19 protein-coding genes are annotated in these 17,878 nt (G+C 61.2%); 8 read left to right on the top strand and 11 right to left on the bottom strand.

Translation table 11 applies throughout. The annotated features are described in order from the left end of the window. Positions 1 to 22: 22 nt before the first annotated feature. From NXC24_RS18775 to ffh, 6 genes are all read right to left on the bottom strand, one after another. Positions 23 to 673, bottom strand: a complete 651-nt coding sequence (locus tag NXC24_RS18775; protein ID WP_104824666.1) for a VOC family protein — start codon at positions 671 to 673, stop codon at positions 23 to 25. Between the two features lie 189 nt (positions 674 to 862). Next, the gene (trmD, locus tag NXC24_RS18770; RefSeq protein WP_104824665.1) at positions 863 to 1,555 is read right to left on the bottom strand and encodes a tRNA (guanosine(37)-N1)-methyltransferase TrmD; all 693 of its coding nucleotides are present in this window, start codon (positions 1,553 to 1,555) and stop codon (positions 863 to 865) included. Positions 1,556 to 1,562: 7 nt separating this feature from the next. Then, a complete protein-coding gene (gene rimM / locus NXC24_RS18765) occupies positions 1,563 to 2,135 on the bottom strand; it encodes a ribosome maturation factor RimM (RefSeq protein WP_104825250.1) in 573 nt (190 codons plus the stop codon). 121 nt (positions 2,136 to 2,256) lie between these two features. After that, the gene (gene rpsP / locus NXC24_RS18760) at positions 2,257 to 2,616 is read right to left on the bottom strand and encodes a 30S ribosomal protein S16 (RefSeq protein WP_004107969.1); all 360 of its coding nucleotides are present in this window, start codon (positions 2,614 to 2,616) and stop codon (positions 2,257 to 2,259) included. 48 nt (positions 2,617 to 2,664) lie between these two features. After that, positions 2,665 to 2,973, bottom strand: a complete 309-nt coding sequence (locus NXC24_RS18755) for a chorismate mutase (RefSeq protein ID WP_104824664.1) — start codon at positions 2,971 to 2,973, stop codon at positions 2,665 to 2,667. Between the two features lie 17 nt (positions 2,974 to 2,990). Further along, positions 2,991 to 4,571: a signal recognition particle protein gene (gene ffh / locus NXC24_RS18750; RefSeq protein WP_104825249.1), complete on the bottom strand. Its 1,581-nt coding sequence runs from the start codon at positions 4,569 to 4,571 to the stop codon at positions 2,991 to 2,993. 325 nt (positions 4,572 to 4,896) lie between these two features. Here ffh and NXC24_RS18745 point away from each other — a divergent pair, with 325 nt between their 5' ends. From NXC24_RS18745 to NXC24_RS18715, 7 genes are all read left to right on the top strand, one after another. Then, a complete protein-coding gene (locus NXC24_RS18745; protein WP_104824663.1) occupies positions 4,897 to 5,919 on the top strand; it encodes an MBL fold metallo-hydrolase in 1,023 nt (340 codons plus the stop codon). Between the two features lie 75 nt (positions 5,920 to 5,994). Then, positions 5,995 to 6,900, top strand: coding sequence for a diaminopimelate epimerase (gene dapF, locus NXC24_RS18740; RefSeq protein ID WP_104824662.1), 906 nt, complete (start codon positions 5,995 to 5,997; stop codon positions 6,898 to 6,900). Further along, on the top strand, positions 6,897 to 8,171 hold the full coding sequence (gene mtaB, locus NXC24_RS18735) for a tRNA (N(6)-L-threonylcarbamoyladenosine(37)-C(2))-methylthiotransferase MtaB (protein WP_104824661.1): 1,275 nt from the start codon (positions 6,897 to 6,899) through the stop codon (positions 8,169 to 8,171). The genes dapF and mtaB overlap by 4 nt, the downstream gene beginning before the upstream one ends. Before the next feature lie 23 nt (positions 8,172 to 8,194). Beyond that, entirely contained in the window at positions 8,195 to 9,670 is a 1,476-nt protein-coding gene (gene ftsY, locus NXC24_RS18730) for a signal recognition particle-docking protein FtsY (protein ID WP_104824660.1), read from the top strand. Beyond that, positions 9,667 to 10,383, top strand: a complete 717-nt coding sequence (locus tag NXC24_RS18725) for a septation protein A (protein WP_104824659.1) — start codon at positions 9,667 to 9,669, stop codon at positions 10,381 to 10,383. Before ftsY ends, NXC24_RS18725 begins: the two co-directional genes overlap by 4 nt. Next, on the top strand, positions 10,383 to 10,973 hold the full coding sequence (locus tag NXC24_RS18720) for a DUF2585 domain-containing protein (protein ID WP_199773497.1): 591 nt from the start codon (positions 10,383 to 10,385) through the stop codon (positions 10,971 to 10,973). The genes NXC24_RS18725 and NXC24_RS18720 overlap by 1 nt, the downstream gene beginning before the upstream one ends. A 119-nt stretch (positions 10,974 to 11,092) precedes the next feature. Beyond that, the gene (locus NXC24_RS18715; RefSeq protein WP_104824658.1) at positions 11,093 to 11,488 is read left to right on the top strand and encodes a Rap1a/Tai family immunity protein; all 396 of its coding nucleotides are present in this window, start codon (positions 11,093 to 11,095) and stop codon (positions 11,486 to 11,488) included. A 153-nt stretch (positions 11,489 to 11,641) separates the two neighbouring features. Here NXC24_RS18715 and NXC24_RS18710 read toward each other — a convergent pair whose 3' ends face one another. From NXC24_RS18710 to ccmA, 5 genes are all read right to left on the bottom strand, one after another. Beyond that, entirely contained in the window at positions 11,642 to 12,253 is a 612-nt protein-coding gene (locus NXC24_RS18710) for a DsbE family thiol:disulfide interchange protein (RefSeq protein WP_104824657.1), read from the bottom strand. Next, positions 12,250 to 12,423, bottom strand: a complete 174-nt coding sequence (gene ccmD, locus NXC24_RS18705; RefSeq protein ID WP_104824656.1) for a heme exporter protein CcmD — start codon at positions 12,421 to 12,423, stop codon at positions 12,250 to 12,252. Before ccmD ends, NXC24_RS18710 begins: the two co-directional genes overlap by 4 nt. 1 nt (position 12,424) lies before the next feature. Continuing rightward, positions 12,425 to 13,186, bottom strand: a complete 762-nt coding sequence (locus NXC24_RS18700; RefSeq protein ID WP_104824655.1) for a heme ABC transporter permease — start codon at positions 13,184 to 13,186, stop codon at positions 12,425 to 12,427. A 58-nt stretch (positions 13,187 to 13,244) separates the two neighbouring features. Next, positions 13,245 to 13,904 carry a heme exporter protein CcmB gene (ccmB, locus tag NXC24_RS18695; RefSeq protein ID WP_104824654.1) on the bottom strand — a complete coding sequence of 220 codons (660 nt, stop codon included), beginning with the start codon at positions 13,902 to 13,904 and terminating at the stop codon, positions 13,245 to 13,247. A gap of 193 nt (positions 13,905 to 14,097) precedes the next feature. After that, on the bottom strand, positions 14,098 to 14,745 hold the full coding sequence (gene ccmA, locus NXC24_RS18690; protein WP_104824653.1) for a heme ABC exporter ATP-binding protein CcmA: 648 nt from the start codon (positions 14,743 to 14,745) through the stop codon (positions 14,098 to 14,100). 263 nt (positions 14,746 to 15,008) lie between these two features. On the opposite strand from ccmA, the gene acnA reads away from it, so the two are divergent. Continuing rightward, on the top strand, positions 15,009 to 17,699 hold the full coding sequence (acnA, locus tag NXC24_RS18685; protein ID WP_104824652.1) for an aconitate hydratase AcnA: 2,691 nt from the start codon (positions 15,009 to 15,011) through the stop codon (positions 17,697 to 17,699). The last annotated feature ends 179 nt before the right edge of the window (positions 17,700 to 17,878 follow it).

The raw sequence follows: 17,878 nt of genomic DNA, 5'->3' as shown, positions 1-17,878 counted from the left end.
TTCGCCGAGTCGCGGCAGCAACTCACGTCGGTAGCGGTCTGCCGGCCTGTTCGCTGATCATGTACTCGGCGTACCAATTCGGCCAATCCTCATCACGCTGGCCGCCGGTCCGCTTCTCATGCTCGCCATGCGCCATCTCGGCACGGCGGAGCGCGCTGGCAAGCTCAGTCTGTGAAATGAACGTCGTAGCGTTCGCATCCACGCGTCCGGGCAATCTCGCCGTGATCTCCTGCAATAGCCAGCCGTTGCCGTCCGGATCGTTGAACGAGACGAACGAGCGGTAGCTGCGATGCTCGGGATCGCGACCGCCGACCCGGAGCCGCCCGAACAGGTAGGGCTCGTCCGCGCCTGTGTAGACGCCGCCGGCGTCGTGGAACACCTCGCTAACTTCGGCGCCGCGGTCGAGCAGCTCCTTGCGGGCGGCCTCGATGTCGGAGACGATCAGGTACAGTCCCTTAGCGGAACCGGGTGCTGCTGCGGTCACGTTCTTGCCGAAGATGACAGAACACCCGGAGCCCGGCGGCGTAAACTGGATGACGCGGTAGCCGCCATCGTCGGAGGCGAAATCGGCGTCGCGCCTCCAACCCAGCCCGTCATAAAAGCGCTTGGCCCGATCGACATCTGACACAGGGATGACGACAATCTCGAACTTCATGTCAACGGTATTGCTCATGCTCAGCTCCTTAGGTTTGGATGCCTTGAGGGTAGTGACACATGTACAAATGAAGCGCTGGGATCATAGCGGGGACAGGCGGTCGGATCAATTATCCCGATGTATTAGCGAGAAATATGCTACCTTTGATTGTGTAAAATTTCGAATGTTCGACGAGGTTTGGCCAGGCGCCTTCGTCGTCTGTGGCTGCTATTTCTTAGGGGGCTGATCAAGCAAATCCGGCCGACGTTCCCTGGTCAGTGTCTCCGCCTCTTGCCTCTGCCATTTGGCGATGGCGCCATGGTTGCCGGATGTAAGTACCGCCGGAATCTCGCGTCCTTCCCAAACCTGGGGCCGCGTGTACTGCGGATGCTCGAGCAGGCCGCCTTCGAAGCTCTCGTGCAGGCCGGAAAGATCGTTGCCCATGACGCCGGGCAGGATGCGGACGACGGCGTCGAGCAGGATCAGCGCTGCCGGCTCACCGCCGGAGAGAATGTAATCGCCGATCGAGACCTCTTCGAGATTGCGCCCGTCGATCACTCGCTGGTCGACGCCCTCGAAACGGCCGCAGACGATGATGACGCCGTTGCCGGCGGCGAGTTCCCGAACGCGGTTCTGTGTCAGCGGTTTTCCGCGCGGGCTCATCAGCAGGCGCGGACGGTCGTCGTTTTCGGAGGCGTGGTCGATGGCGCGGGCAAGCACATCCGGCTTCAGCACCATGCCGGCACCGCCGCCGGCGGGCGTATCATCGACGGTGCGATGCTTGTCGGTGGCGAAATCGCGGATCTGCACGGTGTCCAGCGACCACTGCCCGCGCTCCATCGCCTTGCCGGCAAGAGACGCGCCGAGATGGCCAGGAAACATCTCGGGGTACAGTGTCAGGATGGTTGCCCGGAAACTCATGGCCGGGTCATTTCTTTGTCTTGCCGGGCCGCTTCGGTGGCTTGCCGGTGAAATCATCGGGGTTGTCGATCAAGCCTGCAGCCATCGGGTCGATCAGGATCTTGCCGCCTTCAAGGTCGATTTCCAGCACGGCGGCTTCGGAAAAGGGGATGAGCACGGGGCGTTTGCCCGGCCCCTTAAGCTCGAGCAGGTCGCCGGCGCCGAAATCATAGATGCCGCTGACCGTGCCGTAGCCGGTGCCTTTGTCGTCCACCGCTTCCAGGCCTTCGAGATCGGCATAGAAGAACTCGTCGTCCTCCAGCTCGTCATCGGGCAGGTTGTCACGCTCGATATAGAGTTCCAGCCCATTCAGCGCCTCGGCGGCATTGCGGTCGTTGACGCCGCGAAAGCGGACGATCACCACGTTCTTGGCTTCGCGGATTTCCAGCACCTCGAAGCTGCGGCCGTCGAGGCTGTGCAGATGGCCGTAATCACCGAGCGCTGTGGGATCGGAAGTAAACGCGCGGGCGCGCACTTCGCCTCTCAGGCCCTGCGCGGCGCCGATGGTGGCCATCAATACCGGGTTTTCAAGTTTCGTCATGGTCCTGTGCCGACTGCAGAAGATCGATTGCGTTCTCTCATAAGGTGAACGCTCGCCGATGGAAACAAAAAACGGGCGGCATGTTGCCATGCCACCCGTTTCAAATCGTCGTTACGGCCGATTATTCAGCAGCAGCGGCGGCGTCAGCGGCCTTCTGTGCCTTTTCAGCGGCACGCTCCTGGGCGCGCTTGCCCGGCTTTGCCTTTTCCGGGTTGTTCTTGGCTTCGCGCGTTGCGATGCCGGCTTCGGCGAGGAAGCGCAGAACGCGGTCGGTCGGCTGGGCGCCGTGGTCGAGCCAATGCTTGATGCGCTCGGCCTTGAGTTCAACGCGTTTGGCGTCGTCCTTGGCGAGCATCGGGTTCCAGGAGCCGAGGGTCTCCAGGAAGCGGCCGTCGCGCGGCGAGCGGGCGTCGGCTACGACGACGTGGTAGTACGGACGCTTCTTGGAGCCACCGCGGGCGAGACGAATTTTCAGTGCCATGTTAATTCTCCTTAGGCTTTTCTTGACCGCTTCGTTTGGGCGGTATGGTCATTTGCCGTTGCTGAGATCAGCAGCGATCTGTTCATGATGCCGGATGACTTCCTTGATGACGAAGTTCAGGAACTTCTCGGCGAAATCCGGGTCCAGATTTGCGTCCTTTGCCAGGTGGCGCAGGCGTTCGATCTGGTATTCCTCGCGCGCCGGATCGGCCGGCGGCAGATTGTACTTGGCCTTCAGCACGCCGACTTCTTTCGTGCAGCGGAAGCGTTCGGCCAGCATGTGCACCAGTGCTGCATCGATATTGTCGATCGACTGGCGGTAGTTGCCCAGTTGGGCTTTGACGTCTGGATCAATCATGGGGTCTGCGATCCTTCTCACTTCTTCTTCGGCAAACCGGGCAGTCCCGGCAAACCACCGCCGAGGCCGGGGAGCTTGGCGCCGCCGAGACCCGGCAAACCGCCACCGCCGCCAAGACCGGACAATCCGCCCGGCATACCGCCGAGACGTCCGAGACCAGCGGCTTCCGCCTGCTTCTGCAGGGCTTCCAACTGCTTGGGATCGATGTTCGACAGGTCAGGCATTCCACCCATGCCGCCGCCGAGGCCCATCTTGCCCGCAAGGCCGCCCATGAGCTGCTTCATCACGCCGCCTTTGCCCTTGCCGCCCATCATCTTCATCATGTCCGCCATCTGGCGGTGCATCTTCAGAAGCTTGTTGATGTCGGCGGCGTCGGTGCCGGAGCCGGCGGCGATGCGCTTCTTGCGGGAGTGTTTCAGGAGATCGGGATTGGCGCGCTCCGCCTTCGTCATCGAGGAGATGATGGCGAGCTGGCGACCGAAAAGCTTATCGTTGAGGCCTGCGGCGGCCATCTTGTCCTTCATGCCGGCCATGCCGGGCATCAGGCCCATGATGCCGCCCATGCCGCCCATCTTCTGCATCTGCTTGAGCTGGTCGGCCAGGTCGTTCAGATCGAATTTGCCCTTGGCCATCTTGGCAGCCATGGCGGCTGCCTTCTCGGCGTCGATATTCTCCGCGGCCTTTTCAACCAAAGAGACGATGTCGCCCATGCCGAGAATGCGGTCGGCGATACGGCGCGGATGGAATTCCTCCAGCTCGCCCATCTTTTCGCCGACGCCGATCAGCTTGATCGGCTTGCCGGTGACGGCGCGCATTGAAAGGGCGGCACCGCCGCGGCCGTCGCCGTCCATGCGGGTCAGCACGAGGCCAGTGATGCCGACGCGCTCATCGAAATTGCGGGCGAGGTTGACGGCGTCCTGACCGGTCAAGCTATCGGCGACCAGCAGGATTTCGTGCGGGTTGGATTTCTTCTTGATGTCCGCCATCTCGACCATGAGCGGCTCGTCGATATGCGTACGGCCGGCGGTATCGAGGATGACGATGTCGTGGCCGCCGAGCCTTGCTGCCTGCACGGCGCGCGCTGCGATATCGGTCGGCGACTGGCCGGCGATGATCGGCAGGGTGTCGACGCCCGTCTGAACGCCGAGCTGGCGCAACTGCTCCTGCGCGGCCGGACGGCGCGTGTCGAGCGAGGCCATCAGGACCTTCTTGCGGTCGCGGCTCGTCATGCGGCTGGCGATCTTGGCGGTCGTAGTGGTCTTACCGGAGCCCTGCAGACCGACCATCATGACGACGACCGGGGCCGGCGCGTTGAGGTCGATGCCGACGCCTTCGCCGCCAAGCATTTCGATCAGTTCGTCATGGACGATCTTGACGACCATCTGGCCGGGCTTGATCGACTTCAGGATCTCGGCGCCTACGGCCTTTTCACGGACGCGATCGGTAAAGGAGCGTACGACATCCAGCGCCACGTCGGCTTCCAACAGCGCGCGGCGAACCTCGCGAAGTGCTGCGGAAACATCGGCTTCCGAAAGCGCGCCGCGGCCTGTCAGTCCATTCAAAATGGAACCAAGACGGTCCTGGAGGTTTTCAAACATCAGTTCTTCCTTATCGATCGCTTGGGATTTGGACTTGCGCAACTTGCGCGGTTCCTCACCCGAAAACGTCGTGCTTTTCCATGACGAAAACAAGACGCAAAGCCAAAAAGCACCCGAGGGCGCATCGCGCTGTCGGGTGTTGACCTCCGGGATCTCTTTATACCTTAACGGGTCCCGGTCGGTGGCTCGGAGGCTTGTGCTCGTCGCAGATGGCGGGGATAAACAGGAAACGGGTGGGAAAGTCAAGCCGAGAGGGCGGAAAGGCTTTCAAAAGCCTGATGTTTGACCCACATCTGGGCAAACAGAAAAATCCAACGGCGCATTCATGACAGACAAATCCGGCTCCCGGAAGGCATCGAACCCCTATTATCAAGGCCCAATCTCCGATCATTTCGACGGGCTACGCTTCTTCAATCCGGACGGCGTGGAGCCGGGCAGTTTCGGTGACCTGTTGAAATGGAAACTCGGCGGCGGTCGCGCGCGCTGGCCTCGTCCGGTCGTCAGCCTGTTCCCGCCGGCGAGGCCCGACAAACGTGTCTTCGGCGACTCATTGCGGGTGACCATGATCGGACACGCCTCGATTCTGATCCAGGCGGCCGGTCTCAATATATTGACCGATCCGGTGTGGTCTGAGCGCGTGAGCCCTTTCACCTTCATCGGACCCAAGCGAGCGGTTCCGCCCGGCATCCGGTTCGAAGACCTGCCGCCGATCGATCTCGTGCTGGTCTCGCACAATCATTATGACCATCTCGATCTCGCAACGCTGAAGCGGCTGCACGAGGCACATGGGCCGAAAATCCTGACGCCGCTCGGCAACGATGCCATTATCCGCCGTGGGGCGCCAGATGCTCGGATTACGGCGATGGATTGGGGCGATCGCATCGCCATCACCAACGGGGTGACCGTCGACGCCGAGCCCTGCCATCACTGGTCGGCACGCGGCGCCGGCGACCGCCGCATGGCGCTCTGGGCCGCCTTCGTCATCACGACCCCTGCTGGGAAGATCTACCATATCGGCGACACCGGCTTTCATCGCGGCGTCAACTATGAGGCGGCGCGGCAAAAACATGGCGGCTTCCGCCTCGCCATCCTGCCTTTCGGCGCCTACGAGCCGCGCTGGTTCATGAAAGGTCAGCATCAGAACCCGGCGGAAGCAGTGCAAGGCATGAAGCTCTGCAACGCTGCCCACGTCGCCGGCCACCATTTCGCGACCTTCCAGCTCACGGACGAAGCGATCGATGCGCCGGTGAAGGCGTTGGATGCGGCGCTCCGGGAGTACGGCGTGGAGGCGGATCGGTTCAGGCCGCTGAGGGCGGGGGAAGTATTTGATGTGCCCCCGATATTTTGAGGAATAGCTTGCCCACTGGTAATTCCCCCGCATTTCCGCCATATACAGCTCGAAAACACGGACGGACCTACCACCATGAGCAATACGGTCGAATTCGCGCGGATGAACGGGCTTGGCAACAAGATCCTGGTTGTCGACATGCGCGGCCGGAAAGATGTGGTGACGGCGGCGGCGGCGATTGCGCTGAATGCCGATCCGGCCACTGAGTTCGATCAGATCATGGCGATCCACGATCCGAAGGCTCAAGGCACCGACGCCTGGATCGATATTCTGAATTCCGACGGCACCAATGCGCAGGCTTGCGGCAACGGCACGCGCTGCGTCGTGCAAGCGCTGGCTGCCGAGAACGGCAAGAAGATGTTCACCTTCCAGACCGTCGCTGGCATCCTGAATGCCGTCGAGCATGAGGATGGCACGATTTCGGTCGATATGGGCAAACCGGTCTTTGCGTGGGACAAGATTCCGCTCGCGGAAGAATTTGCCGATACGCGCCGCATCGAGCTGCAGATCGGGCCGATCGACAATCCTGTCCTGCATTCGCCCTCCGCCATGTCGATGGGCAATCCGCATGCGATCTTCTGGGTGGACAAGGACCCGATGTCCTTCGATCTCGCCCGCTTCGGGCCGCTGCTCGAAAACCATCCGATGTTTCCCGAGCGCGCCAATATCACGCTGGCACAGGTGCTTTCGCCGACCACGCTGCGCACGCGCACCTGGGAACGCGGCGCGGGCCTGACGCTTGCCTGCGGCTCGGCTGCCTGTTCGGCCGCCGTCAGCGCGGCGCGCACGGGCAGAACAGGCCGCAAGGTGACGATCGATGTCGCCTCTGCCCCGGCGCCGAGCCAACTCACCATAGAATGGCGGGAAAGCGACGATCACGTCGTCATGACCGGCCCTGCGGAATGGGAATGGTCTGGCTCCGTCGATCCTACGACGGGGAGCTGGCGGCGCGATCCGGAGCAGGGGGCTCAGGCGCGGTGAGCGGGGTCGAGGTCATCACCTTCGGCTGCCGTCTCAACACCTATGAATCCGAAGTGATGAGGTCGCAAGCAGAAGCCGCCGGGCTCAACAATGCCATCCTGGTCAATACCTGCGCCGTTACCGGCGAGGCCGTGCGCCAGGCGCGCCAGGCGATCCGCCGGGCCCGGCGCGACAATCCGCATGCCCGCATCATCGTCACCGGCTGCGCCGCGCAGACGGAAAAGCAGACCTTTGCCGAGATGGCCGAAGTGGACGCCGTTCTTGGCAATGAGGAAAAGCTGACGAGCGCTTCCTATCGCGCGCTGCCGGATTTCGGCGTTTCGGCCGAAGAGAAGCTGCGCGTCAACGACATCATGAGCGTGCGGGCGACCGCGCCGCAGATGATCAGGCATATCGACGGGCATGTGCGCGCCTTCATCCAGGTGCAGAACGGCTGCGACCATCGCTGCACCTTCTGCATCATCCCCTATGGGCGCGGCAATTCCCGATCCGTGCCGATGGGCGCGGTGGTGAGCCAGGCGCGCAGTCTGGTCGAAAGCGGTTACCGCGAAATTGTCCTGACCGGCGTCGATGCCACCAGCTACGGCGCCGACCTGCCAGGCCAGCCGACGCTTGGCCTTCTGGCGAAGACGCTGCTAAAGCAGATCCCCGAGATCCGCCGCCTGCGGCTGTCCTCGATCGACAGCATTGAGGCCGACCAGCATCTGATGGATCTGATCGCCGACGAGCCGCGTTTCATGCCGCATCTGCATCTGTCGCTGCAGCATGGCGACGACATGGTCCTGAAGCGGATGAAGCGGCGGCACTCACGCGCCGATGCTATCAGTTTTATCGAGGATGCCCGTCGCCTCCGGCCGGAGATGAGCTTTGGCGCAGATATGATCGCCGGTTTTCCGACCGAAACGGAAGCGATGTTCGAAAATGCCATCAGCCTGGCGGAAGAAGTGGGCATTGCGCATCTGCATGTCTTTCCCTACAGCCCGCGTCCCGGCACGCCCGCCGCGCGGATGCCTCAGCTCGACCGCGCACTGATCAAGGAACGCGCTGCACGGCTGCGCTTGGCTGGACAAAAACTGCATCAGTCCCATCTCGACTCCATGGTCGGCACGCGGCAATGGCTGCTCGTGGAGAATAACGGGCTGGCGCATACGGAAAACTTCACGCTTGTCGCAGCCCCAAGCCTCAGGCCGCGCGACCTTGTGCAGGTGGCAATCACCGGCCACAATGGCAAGCATCTCGACATGCAACTTGCGGCCGCCGACGCGGCCTGATCCTACTCGCTCACGGAATTTTCATGGCGCTCAATTTCATCAAAAAAGTCTTCACCTTCGGCCGCGAAAAGTCGGCGGAAGAGCAGGCGCCGGAAGAGGTTTTGCCGAAGGTTGAAGCGACCGTTCCGGAGCCTGAAGTACTGCCTGCTGCGGACGTTTCACCGGCTTCGGAGTTTGCCGAACCTGCGCTACCCCCCTCTGTCCCTACGAGTCATCTCCCCCTCAAGGGGGAAGATTGGTTGGAGGACGCCGTGCCGCCGGAGCAAAAAGAGCAGACTGACCGTCAAGCAGACGTTAGCGCTGAGCTGAATGCGCAGGTGATCGAAGCCGAGGAAGCTTCGTCAGCAGAGTATCCTGTCGCGACCGAAGCCAGTGATGTACTGGATGAGACCGCCTCCGAAACAATCTCCCCCCTTGAGTGGGAGATGCCCGACAGGACAGAGGGGGGTAACGAAGCTTCGGCCGGTTCGGAGTTCTCGTCGGAAAGCACCGAAACTTCCGTCGCCACTCCCATCCTCCCCAAAGGTTTCACCAGCGCCGCCGACGCCCCCGTACCAGCCCCCGAAGCTCCAAAGCAAAAGCTGTCCTGGTTCCAGCGCCTGCGCGCCGGTCTTGCGCGCACCTCGTCGCAGCTCACCGGCCAGATCACGGCGCTTTTCACCAAGCGCAAGCTCGACGACCAGACCCTGCAGGATCTGGAAGACCTCTTGATCCAGGCCGATCTTGGCGTCGAGACCGCGATGCGGGTCACCGATACGCTGGCCTCGGAACGCTACGGCAAGGATGTGACCGGCGAGGATGTCAGCCGGATCATGGCGCAGGAAATCGCCAAGGTGCTGAAGCCGGTCGCCAAGCCGTTGCAGCTCGATCTCAGCCATAAGCCGCATGTCATCCTCATCGTCGGCGTCAACGGCACCGGCAAGACGACGACGATCGGCAAGCTGGCGTCGAAACTGTCCGGTGCCGGGCTGAAGGTCATGGTGGCTGCCGGCGATACCTTCCGTGCCGCGGCGATCGAGCAGTTGAAGATCTGGGCCGACCGCACCAAGTCGGAATTCATCGGCACCAAGCTCGGTGCCGACGCCGCCGGACTTGCCTATGATGCCTTCCAGCAGGCTAAGGCCAGCAAGAGCGATGTGCTGATCATCGACACCGCCGGCCGTCTGCAGAACAAGGCGGAGCTGATGGCGGAGCTGGAAAAGATCGTCCGCGTGCTCGGCAAGCTCGATCCGGACGCGCCCCATACCGTGCTGCAGACGCTAGATGCGACCACCGGCCAGAATGCATTGAACCAGGTGGAAATCTTCCGCAATATCGCAGGGGTCAACGGGCTGATCATGACCAAGCTCGACGGCACGGCGCGCGGCGGCATTCTGGTGGCCATCTCTGCCAAGCACAAGCTGCCGGTCTATTTCATCGGTGTCGGCGAGGGTGTAGACGATCTCGAGCCGTTCGAGGCCGAGGATTTTGCCCAGGCCATCGCCGGGATCAGTCAATGAACGACAAGACCAAATTCGATGATAGTGAAAGTGCCGCGATGACGACCAGCGACAGTGATCTCACCCCAAGTGCTGCCGACAAGCATCATCCGATGCTGAAGCTGGTGCTGGAACTCGGGCCGCTGCTGGTGTTCTTTTTCGGCAATCTGCGTGGCGAGTGGCTGGTGCAGCATTTTCCGCAGCTCGCAGCGCTCGGTGGTCCGCTCTTCGTCGCCACCGGCCTGTTCATGGCGGCAACGGTGATCTCGCTTGTCGTCTCGAAGGTCATGCTCGGCCATTTGCCGCTGATGCCCTTCGTCTCCGGCATCGTCGTTGTCACTTTCGGCGCGCTCGGCATCTATTTGCAGAACGAGACCTTCATCAAGATGAAGCCGACCATCATCAACGCGCTGTTTGGCGTGGTGCTGCTCGGCGGGCTCGCGTTCGGCAGATCGCTGCTCGGCTACGTCTTCAACGCCGCCTTCCAGTTGGACAGCGAGGGCTGGCGCAAGCTCACGATGCGCTGGGGCATCTTCTTCCTGTTTCTCGCCGTGCTCAATGAAATCGTCTGGCGTGGGTCGAACTGGTATTACCTGCCGGATGTTAAAGCCGCGGACAATCTTTGGGTTCTGTTCAAGGTCTGGGGTACGATGCCGATCACCATCCTCTTTACCCTGTCGCAAATGCCGTTGATCATGAAGCACACGGTCAATCCGCCGGCGGAAGCCGAATAATGACGGCGCTTGCGGACGCCAAAAATCGTTATCGGCAACAGAGCTTCTGGTTCATTGCCTGTGCGGTAGTTCTGTTCGTCCAGATCGTCGCGGAATATATGATGAGCCGGGTGCCGATCTGCACCTGCGGCTATGTCAAGCTCTTCGAACCCGCCGTGAAATCCAGCGGCAATTCGCAGCATATCGCCGACTGGTATACGCCGTCGCACCTCATTCACGGCTTCCTGTTCTTCGGGCTGACGCATCTGATCATGCGCCGCAAGCCGCTGTCGATGCGCCTGTTCGTCGCCATGCTGATCGAGTCCGGCTGGGAGCTGCTTGAGAATTCGCCGATCATCATCAATCGCTACCGCACGGCGACGATCTCGCTCGATTATTTCGGTGACAGCATTCTGAATTCGGCGATGGACGCGGTGTTCATGGTCGTCGGCTTCCTGTTCGCGTGGCGCGCGCCGGTCGCGCTGACCATCGTGATCGCCATCTTCTTCGAGCTGCTCACCGGCTGGCTGATCCGCGACAATCTCACGCTGAATATCATCATGCTGGTCTGGCCGGTCGAGGCGATCAAGACCTGGCAGGGCGGGCTTTAACCCGCCGCAGATTTGATGAATTCTACACGCAATTCCCGCCAAAAATCGCCATAAAGTTGCATCTAAATGTCTTGGTGCTGCAATGAATGGCGCAGCAGTCATGATCTTGCGGGGGCTGGATGTCGGGCATTGTCGTTGCAACTTTATTGGCGGTGATCTCGTCGAAGTCATCGGTGGGTTTTTCCGATGGCAGTCAGTTGCTGGCCGATTGCCGCGGCTCACGGCAGTTTGCCAACGGCTATGTGATCGGCTGGTTGGATAAATGGAATCGTGATGAGTACATCGCGCGCCGGGGCATCGCAGAGTCGATCCCCAATGCGCGCGCCATGACCAACTGGGCGTATTTCGGCGGTTCGGTCGGTATAGACGTCTGCATTCCGGCCAATGTCGATACCAAGAAAATCAGCAATATGATTTGCGATTTCCTCATTCAAAACCCGTCGCTTCAGGATGTGCCAGCGGAGGACATCATGAATACGTTCACCGGACTGAATTTCCCCTGCGACAGGAAATAGCTTCCTTCATCGCCGGGTGAGGTAATCCAGACCTGGCAGGACGGGCTTTAACCAATTTCGGATTCGGCGACACGTTCGAGGCGAGCTGGCCTCGTGGCCCCCCGTGGTTCGAGGCCTTGTTTCCTGCTGCCTCTCCTCGACGAGGTGAGGTGTTTATAGCGCAGCCCTTCCCTGAGCTTTCGCTATGGCCGGATAGAGCCCCTCTTTGAGGCTGGTGGCGGTAAACGGGCCGACCTGCTTGTAGAGGATCGTGCCGTCGGGGGCGACGAGGTAGGATTCGGGAATGCCGTAGACGCCCCAGTCGATGGCGGCCGAACCGTTCGGGTCGATGCCGATGGCGCTATAGGGATTGCCGAGTTCGCCGAGGAAACGCAGGGCGTTTTCACCCGTGTCCTTGTAGTTGATGGCGACGATATTCAGTCGTCCGTCCTTGGCAAGGTCTTTCAAGACAGGATGTTCTTCGCGGCAGGGGAGGCACCAGGAGGCGAAGACGTTGACCAGCGTCAGCTTGCCCCGGATAGCGCTGTCGGTCAGTGCGGGTAGATTGGAGCCTTCGAGCGGCGCCAGCGCCAGCGTCGGGGCTTTTGTGCCGATCAGGGCCGAGGGGATCGCGGAAATATCGGTGCCGTGGACTTCCTGGTCGTACATCACCTTGCCGACGGCAAAGGCGATGCAGGCAAAGACGATCAGCGGAATGAGAGCCAGCAGATAGCGGCCGCTGCTACCCGATTTCGCCTTGTTGCCTTCTTCGGTTTCCAGGCTCATTTCGTCTTGCCTTCCGGTGCGCGCTGCGACCGGCGACGGATGCCGGAGGCTTCGAGCGCGGCGATTTCCTTGCGGCGCAGGCGCCCGTCGAACCATGTCCAGGCGATGACGGCGATGATCATGGCGGCGGTAAAGCCATAGGAGCCGTAGACGTAGAAGGGATGTGTCATGCTATTCCTCCCGGGCGGCCATGCGGGCGGCGAGACGGCGTTGCGCGGCAATGCGGCGACGCCAGATCTCGTTGCGGATCGCCATCAGATGCAGCGTGAAGAACAGCAGCGTGAAGGCAAGCGCCATGGTGAAGAGCGGCCATAGGAATTCTGCATCGATGGTCGGGCCACCGAGGCGCATGACGCTTTCGGACTGATGCAGCGTGTTCCACCAGTCGACCGAGAATTTGATGATCGGAATGTTGATGAAACCGACAAGGATCAGCACGGCGCTGACGCGCGCTGCCTTCGACGGATCGTCCATGGCGCGGTTCAGCGCGATCAACCCGAGATACATCAGGAAGAGGATGAAAACCGAAGTGAGGCGGGCATCCCAGACCCAATAGGTGCCCCACATCGGCTTGCCCCAGAGCGAGCCGGTGACGAGGGCAACAAGGGTAAAGGCGGCGCCGAGCGGCGCGGCGGCCTTGGCAGCGACGTCCGCAAGCGGATGGCGCCAGACCAGCGTGCCGATCGCAGACATGCTCATGATCGTATAGCACATCATCGACAGCCAGGCGGCCGGCACATGGATATACATGATGCGGACGGTATCGCCCTGCTGGTAATCGCCTTCGGTCGAGAAGGAGAGATAAAGGCCGATCGCGAAGAGTATGGCTGATATGGCCGCCAGCCAGGGAATAAGACGCGCCGAAAACGCCAGGAACCGGGTCGGGTTGGCGAGGTCGGAAAATCGGCTGATCGCGGGGCTCATATCGCTCATTTCGCCTGTTTAAACCGATATCGTTTATACGGCAATCGATCGCATTGTCTCGGGCCGATCAATCCGTCGTGTGGCGTAAAGCGAGGGCAGCCGCTGTCGGGCCGAGCACGGCGAAGAATAAGGTCAGTGCCATCAGGATCAGGAAGGGCGGCAGGAAGGGTTGAGGACCTTCGACGGCGGCATAGGTGGCGCTGACGCCGAAGATCAGCACGGGAATGGTCAGCGGCAGCACCAGGATCGACACTAGCAGCCCGCCACGCGGCAGGGCGACGGCGACGGCGGCGCCGACCGCGCCGATGAAGGTGATGGCCGGCGAGCCGACAAGCAAAGTCAGGGCCGTCGCGCCGATCGCCATCTCGTTCATATTCATGAAGAGGCCGAGCAACGGCGAGGCGATGACCAGCGGCAGGCCGGTCGCCGTCCAGTGCGCGGCGCATTTGGTGAGCACGGTCAGCACCAGTGGCGTTTCCTGCATCACCAGCAGATCGAGCGAACCGTCATCGCGTTCGGCCTGGAACAGGCGGTCGAGACCGAGCAGGGCTGACAGCAGCGCGCCGATCCAGACGATGGCCGGGCCGATGCGCGACAGCAGCTTGAGGTCGGGGCCGACGCCGAAGGGAATGACGGCGACAACGGTCAGAAAGAAGAGAATGCCGATGAGGGCGCCACCGCCGGCGCGGACCGAGAGTCTTAAGTCACGGAGGAAGAGGGCGGTCATACGGCGATTCCCTTGATTTCATTGTCAGTGGAGACACCAGTTTTGCCCCTCACCCTAGCCCTCTCCCCGCAGGCGGGGAGAGGGGACGACGCAGACTGCCGAACCCCTTCGTCCCGTAAAACGGGGAGAAGGTGGACTCGAGCGGTTACGCGTCGCGAAAAAGGACGGATGAGGGGTCGTGAGGGACGTAAAATCATCCCCACACCCCTTCGCTCACCCCGGCAAACCCCGTCATCCGCATTTCCTGTGTATTCGTAAGCCCCAGCGGCTGATGGGTCGCCGCCAATACGATCCCTCCCGCCTTCTGATGCGACGAGATGAGTTCCGCAAACAGCCGGTCCGCCGCGGCGTCCAGCGCTGCCGTCGGTTCGTCGAGGATCCAGATCGGGCGATAGGCGACCAGGAGTTTCGCAAAGGCGATTCGCCGCTGCTGGCCGGCCGAGAGATAGCCGAAGGGCAGGTGGGTAATGCCGGCAAGGCCGACGGCGTCCGCGGCTTCATCGATATCCAAACCAGAGCCGCCAGCCATGTCACCGAGAAAGATTTTCCAGAAGCCGAGATTTTCGGCCACGGTGAGCTCGGATTTCATCGCATTGCGATGGCCGAGGTAGTGGCTGACCTCGCCCGCCGGCCGGTCCGATTCGCCCTTGGAATCGGTGAAGGCGACGCGGCCTTTTTCCTGTTTGAGGAGGCCTGCGACGACCCGCAGAAGCGTTGATTTTCCCGAGCCGTTGCGGCCGGTCAGAATCAGGGCCTCGCCATTACTCAAGCTAAAGGAAACATTCGCGAAAATCAGGTCTTCGCCCCGCCTTGCGGCCAGGTTTTCAGCGCTTAGATGCATCCGCTCAGGCTTTCCCCGTTTTCGTTGCCGCAGTGCGCAAAAAATTGTCCAAATTTGCGCTCCGCCACTCTGGCAAGTCTTTACGAAATTATCTATAAGACCCGCAACCACGCCAGCGGTCGGCGTGAATTTCATCCTTGCGCCGAACATAAGGTTTTCTGCCTTACGTGCGGACAGCGGAAATGGCCGTACCCGCATCCTGATGTGCATAAAGTGCATAGGCGTTCGCACGACTGTGTTGGCTATCAGAAACGGGGTATCTCGTGTCTAAATCTCTTGACAGTTTCAATTGTCGTTCCACGCTGACCGTGGACGGGAAAGACTATGTCTATTTCAGCCTGCCCAAGGCTGAGGCCAATGGTCTGCCCGGCGTTTCCAAGCTGCCTTACTCCATGAAGGTGCTTCTGGAAAACCTGCTGCGTTTTGAAGACGGGCAGTCGGTCACTAAGGATCATATCGTTGCGGTCGCCGAATGGCTGACCAACAAGGGTACCGTCGAGAACGAAATCGCCTATCGCCCGGCGCGCGTGCTGATGCAGGACTTCACCGGCGTTCCGGCCGTGGTCGATCTTGCGGCCATGCGCGACGCGATGGTCTCCCTCGGCGGCGATCCGGAAAAGATCAACCCGCTCGTCCCCGTCGACCTCGTCATCGACCACTCTGTTATCGTCGACGAATTCGGCACGCCGCAGGCTTTCGCCAAGAACGTCGAGCTGGAATACCAGCGCAATGGCGAGCGTTACCGCTTCCTGAAGTGGGGCCAGCAGGCATTCAAGAACTTCCGCGTCGTTCCTCCCGGCACCGGCATCTGTCACCAGGTCAACCTCGAATATCTCGGCCAGACCGTCTGGACCAAGGAAGAAGACGGCGAAACAATCGCCTATCCCGACACCTGCGTCGGCACCGATTCGCATACGACCATGATCAACGGCCTCGGCGTTCTCGGCTGGGGTGTTGGCGGTATCGAAGCCGAAGCCGCCATGCTCGGCCAGCCCGTCTCCATGCTGCTGCCGGATGTCATCGGCTTCAAGCTGACCGGCAAGCTCAAGGAAGGCGTCACCGCGACCGACCTCGTGCTGACCGTCGTGCAGATGCTGCGCAAGAAGGGCGTCGTTTCCAAGTTCGTCGAATTCTTCGGCCCCGGCCTCGACAACATGCCGCTCGCCGACCGCGCCACCATCGGCAACATGGGTCCGGAATACGGCGCGACCTGCGGCTTCTTCCCGGTCGACAAGGAAACGTTGAACTATCTCAACATGTCCGGCCGCGCGAAGGATCGTATCGCGCTGGTCGAAGCCTATTCCAAGGCTCAGGGCATGTGGCGCGACAATGACGGTTCCGACCTCGTCTTCACGGACACGCTGGAGCTCGACCTCAACGACGTCGTCCCGTCGATGGCCGGCCCGAAGCGTCCGGAAGGCCGTATCGCGCTGGAAAACATCGCTTCCGGTTTCGCCACTTCGATGGACACCGAATACAAGAAGCCGAGCCAGCTTTCGAACCGCTATGCGGTCGAAGGCACGGATTTCGATCTTGGCCATGGTGACGTTGCGATCGCCGCTATCACCTCCTGCACCAACACCTCCAACCCGTCGGTGCTGATCGCTGCCGGCCTTCTTGCCCGCAACGCCGTTGCCAAGGGCCTGAAGACCAAGCCGTGGGTCAAGACCTCACTGGCACCGGGATCCCAGGTCGTCGGCGAATACCTCGCCAAGTCTGGCCTGCAGGCCGATCTCGACAAGCTCGGCTTCAACCTGGTCGGCTTCGGCTGCACCACCTGCATCGGCAATTCCGGCCCGCTGCCGGCGCCGATCTCGAAGACGATCAACGACAAGGGCTTGATCGTTTCCGGCGTTCTCTCCGGTAACCGCAACTTCGAAGGTCGTATCTCGCCTGACGTCCAGGCGAACTACCTGGCGTCCCCGCCGCTCGTCGTCGCCTACGCGCTCGCCGGCACGGTGCAGCTCGACCTGACGAAGGAGCCGATCGGCGAAGACCAGAACGGCAAGCCGGTCTATCTGAAGGACATCTGGCCGACCTCGCAGGAAGTCCAGGAATTCATCCTGAAATACGTCACCCGTGAGCTGTACGAAACCAAGTATGCCGACGTCTTCAAGGGCGACGCCAACTGGCAGGCCGTGCAGGTTCCTCCGGGCCAGACCTATGCCTGGGACGACGACTCGACTTACGTGCAGAACCCGCCTTACTTCGTTGGCATGGGCAAGACCGGCGCCGGTGTTTCCGACATCAAGGGCGCTCGCGTTCTCGGCCTCTTCGGCGACAAGATCACCACCGACCACATTTCCCCGGCCGGTTCGATCAAGGCTGCCTCGCCGGCCGGTTCCTACCTCATTGGCCATGGTGTCGGCGTTGCCGACTTCAACCAGTACGGTACGCGCCGCGGCAACCATGAAGTCATGATGCGCGGCACCTTCGCCAACATCCGCATCCGCAATCACATGCTCGGCCCGAACGGCAAGGAAGGTGGCTACACCATCCACTATCCGTCCAAGGAAGAGACCTCGATCTACGATGCGGCCATGCAGTACAAGGCCGAGGGCGTTCCGCTCGTCATCTTCGCCGGCGTCGAATACGGCAACGGCTCGTCGCGCGACTGGGCTGCCAAGGGCACGAACCTGCTCGGCGTGCGCGCCGTGATCGCCCAGTCCTTCGAGCGCATCCATCGCTCGAACCTGGTCGGCATGGGCGTCATCCCCTTCGTCTTCGAGGACGGCACCACCTGGGCCAGCCTCGGCCTGAGGGGCGATGAGACCGTGACCATCGAAGGTCTGGAACACATCAAGCCGCGCGAGCGCAAGATCGCCAAGATCACCTATGGCGACGGCACGGTGAAGGACATTCCGATCATCTGCCGCATCGATACGCTGGATGAAGTGACCTACGTCAACAATGGCGGCATCCTGCAGACCGTTCTGCGCGATCTCGCCGCTTAATTGACGTTTAGATCACCTATACACGCCGCCGGAGCATCTCTCCGGCGGCGTCTTGTTTTTCACGCCGATGTGTACGACGCTAATGGCTCCAGGCCTTCGTCTCACCCCTTCGTGACTTTGCGTCATCGTGCTTAGCTATTATCTCTTGTTTCAGATTTATCAGGCTTGATGAGGCCCTA

Source organism: Rhizobium sp. NXC24 (assembly GCF_002944315.1).
GTDB lineage: Bacteria > Pseudomonadota > Alphaproteobacteria > Rhizobiales > Rhizobiaceae > Rhizobium.
The sequence above is the reverse complement of the archived record's forward strand: the minus strand, read 5'-3'. Positions and strand labels throughout refer to the sequence as shown.

What these genes read in the sequence shown, in the direction of transcription:
- ccmA (WP_104824653.1), bottom strand. Translation starts at nt 14,745, where the DNA reads ATGCATCTAAGCGCTGAAAACCTGGCCGCAAGGCGGGGCGAAGACCTG.
- NXC24_RS18700 (WP_104824655.1), bottom strand. Translation starts at nt 13,186, where the DNA reads ATGAGCGATATGAGCCCCGCGATCAGCCGATTTTCCGACCTCGCCAAC.
- trmD (WP_104824665.1), bottom strand. Translation starts at nt 1,555, where the DNA reads ATGAGTTTCCGGGCAACCATCCTGACACTGTACCCCGAGATGTTTCCT.
- NXC24_RS18775 (WP_104824666.1), bottom strand. Translation starts at nt 673, where the DNA reads ATGAGCAATACCGTTGACATGAAGTTCGAGATTGTCGTCATCCCTGTG.
- rpsP (WP_004107969.1), bottom strand. Translation starts at nt 2,616, where the DNA reads ATGGCACTGAAAATTCGTCTCGCCCGCGGTGGCTCCAAGAAGCGTCCG.
- ccmD (WP_104824656.1), bottom strand. Translation starts at nt 12,423, where the DNA reads ATGACACATCCCTTCTACGTCTACGGCTCCTATGGCTTTACCGCCGCC.
- ftsY (WP_104824660.1), top strand. Translation starts at nt 8,195, where the DNA reads ATGGCGCTCAATTTCATCAAAAAAGTCTTCACCTTCGGCCGCGAAAAG.
- NXC24_RS18755 (WP_104824664.1), bottom strand. Translation starts at nt 2,973, where the DNA reads ATGATTGATCCAGACGTCAAAGCCCAACTGGGCAACTACCGCCAGTCG.
- NXC24_RS18710 (WP_104824657.1), bottom strand. Translation starts at nt 12,253, where the DNA reads ATGAGCCTGGAAACCGAAGAAGGCAACAAGGCGAAATCGGGTAGCAGC.
- ccmB (WP_104824654.1), bottom strand. Translation starts at nt 13,904, where the DNA reads ATGACCGCCCTCTTCCTCCGTGACTTAAGACTCTCGGTCCGCGCCGGC.
- NXC24_RS18715 (WP_104824658.1), top strand. Translation starts at nt 11,093, where the DNA reads ATGTCGGGCATTGTCGTTGCAACTTTATTGGCGGTGATCTCGTCGAAG.
- NXC24_RS18720 (WP_199773497.1), top strand. Translation starts at nt 10,383, where the DNA reads ATGACGGCGCTTGCGGACGCCAAAAATCGTTATCGGCAACAGAGCTTC.
- ffh (WP_104825249.1), bottom strand. Translation starts at nt 4,571, where the DNA reads ATGTTTGAAAACCTCCAGGACCGTCTTGGTTCCATTTTGAATGGACTG.
- dapF (WP_104824662.1), top strand. Translation starts at nt 5,995, where the DNA reads ATGAGCAATACGGTCGAATTCGCGCGGATGAACGGGCTTGGCAACAAG.
- rimM (WP_104825250.1), bottom strand. Translation starts at nt 2,135, where the DNA reads ATGACGAAACTTGAAAACCCGGTATTGATGGCCACCATCGGCGCCGCG.
- NXC24_RS18745 (WP_104824663.1), top strand. Translation starts at nt 4,897, where the DNA reads ATGACAGACAAATCCGGCTCCCGGAAGGCATCGAACCCCTATTATCAA.
- NXC24_RS18725 (WP_104824659.1), top strand. Translation starts at nt 9,667, where the DNA reads ATGAACGACAAGACCAAATTCGATGATAGTGAAAGTGCCGCGATGACG.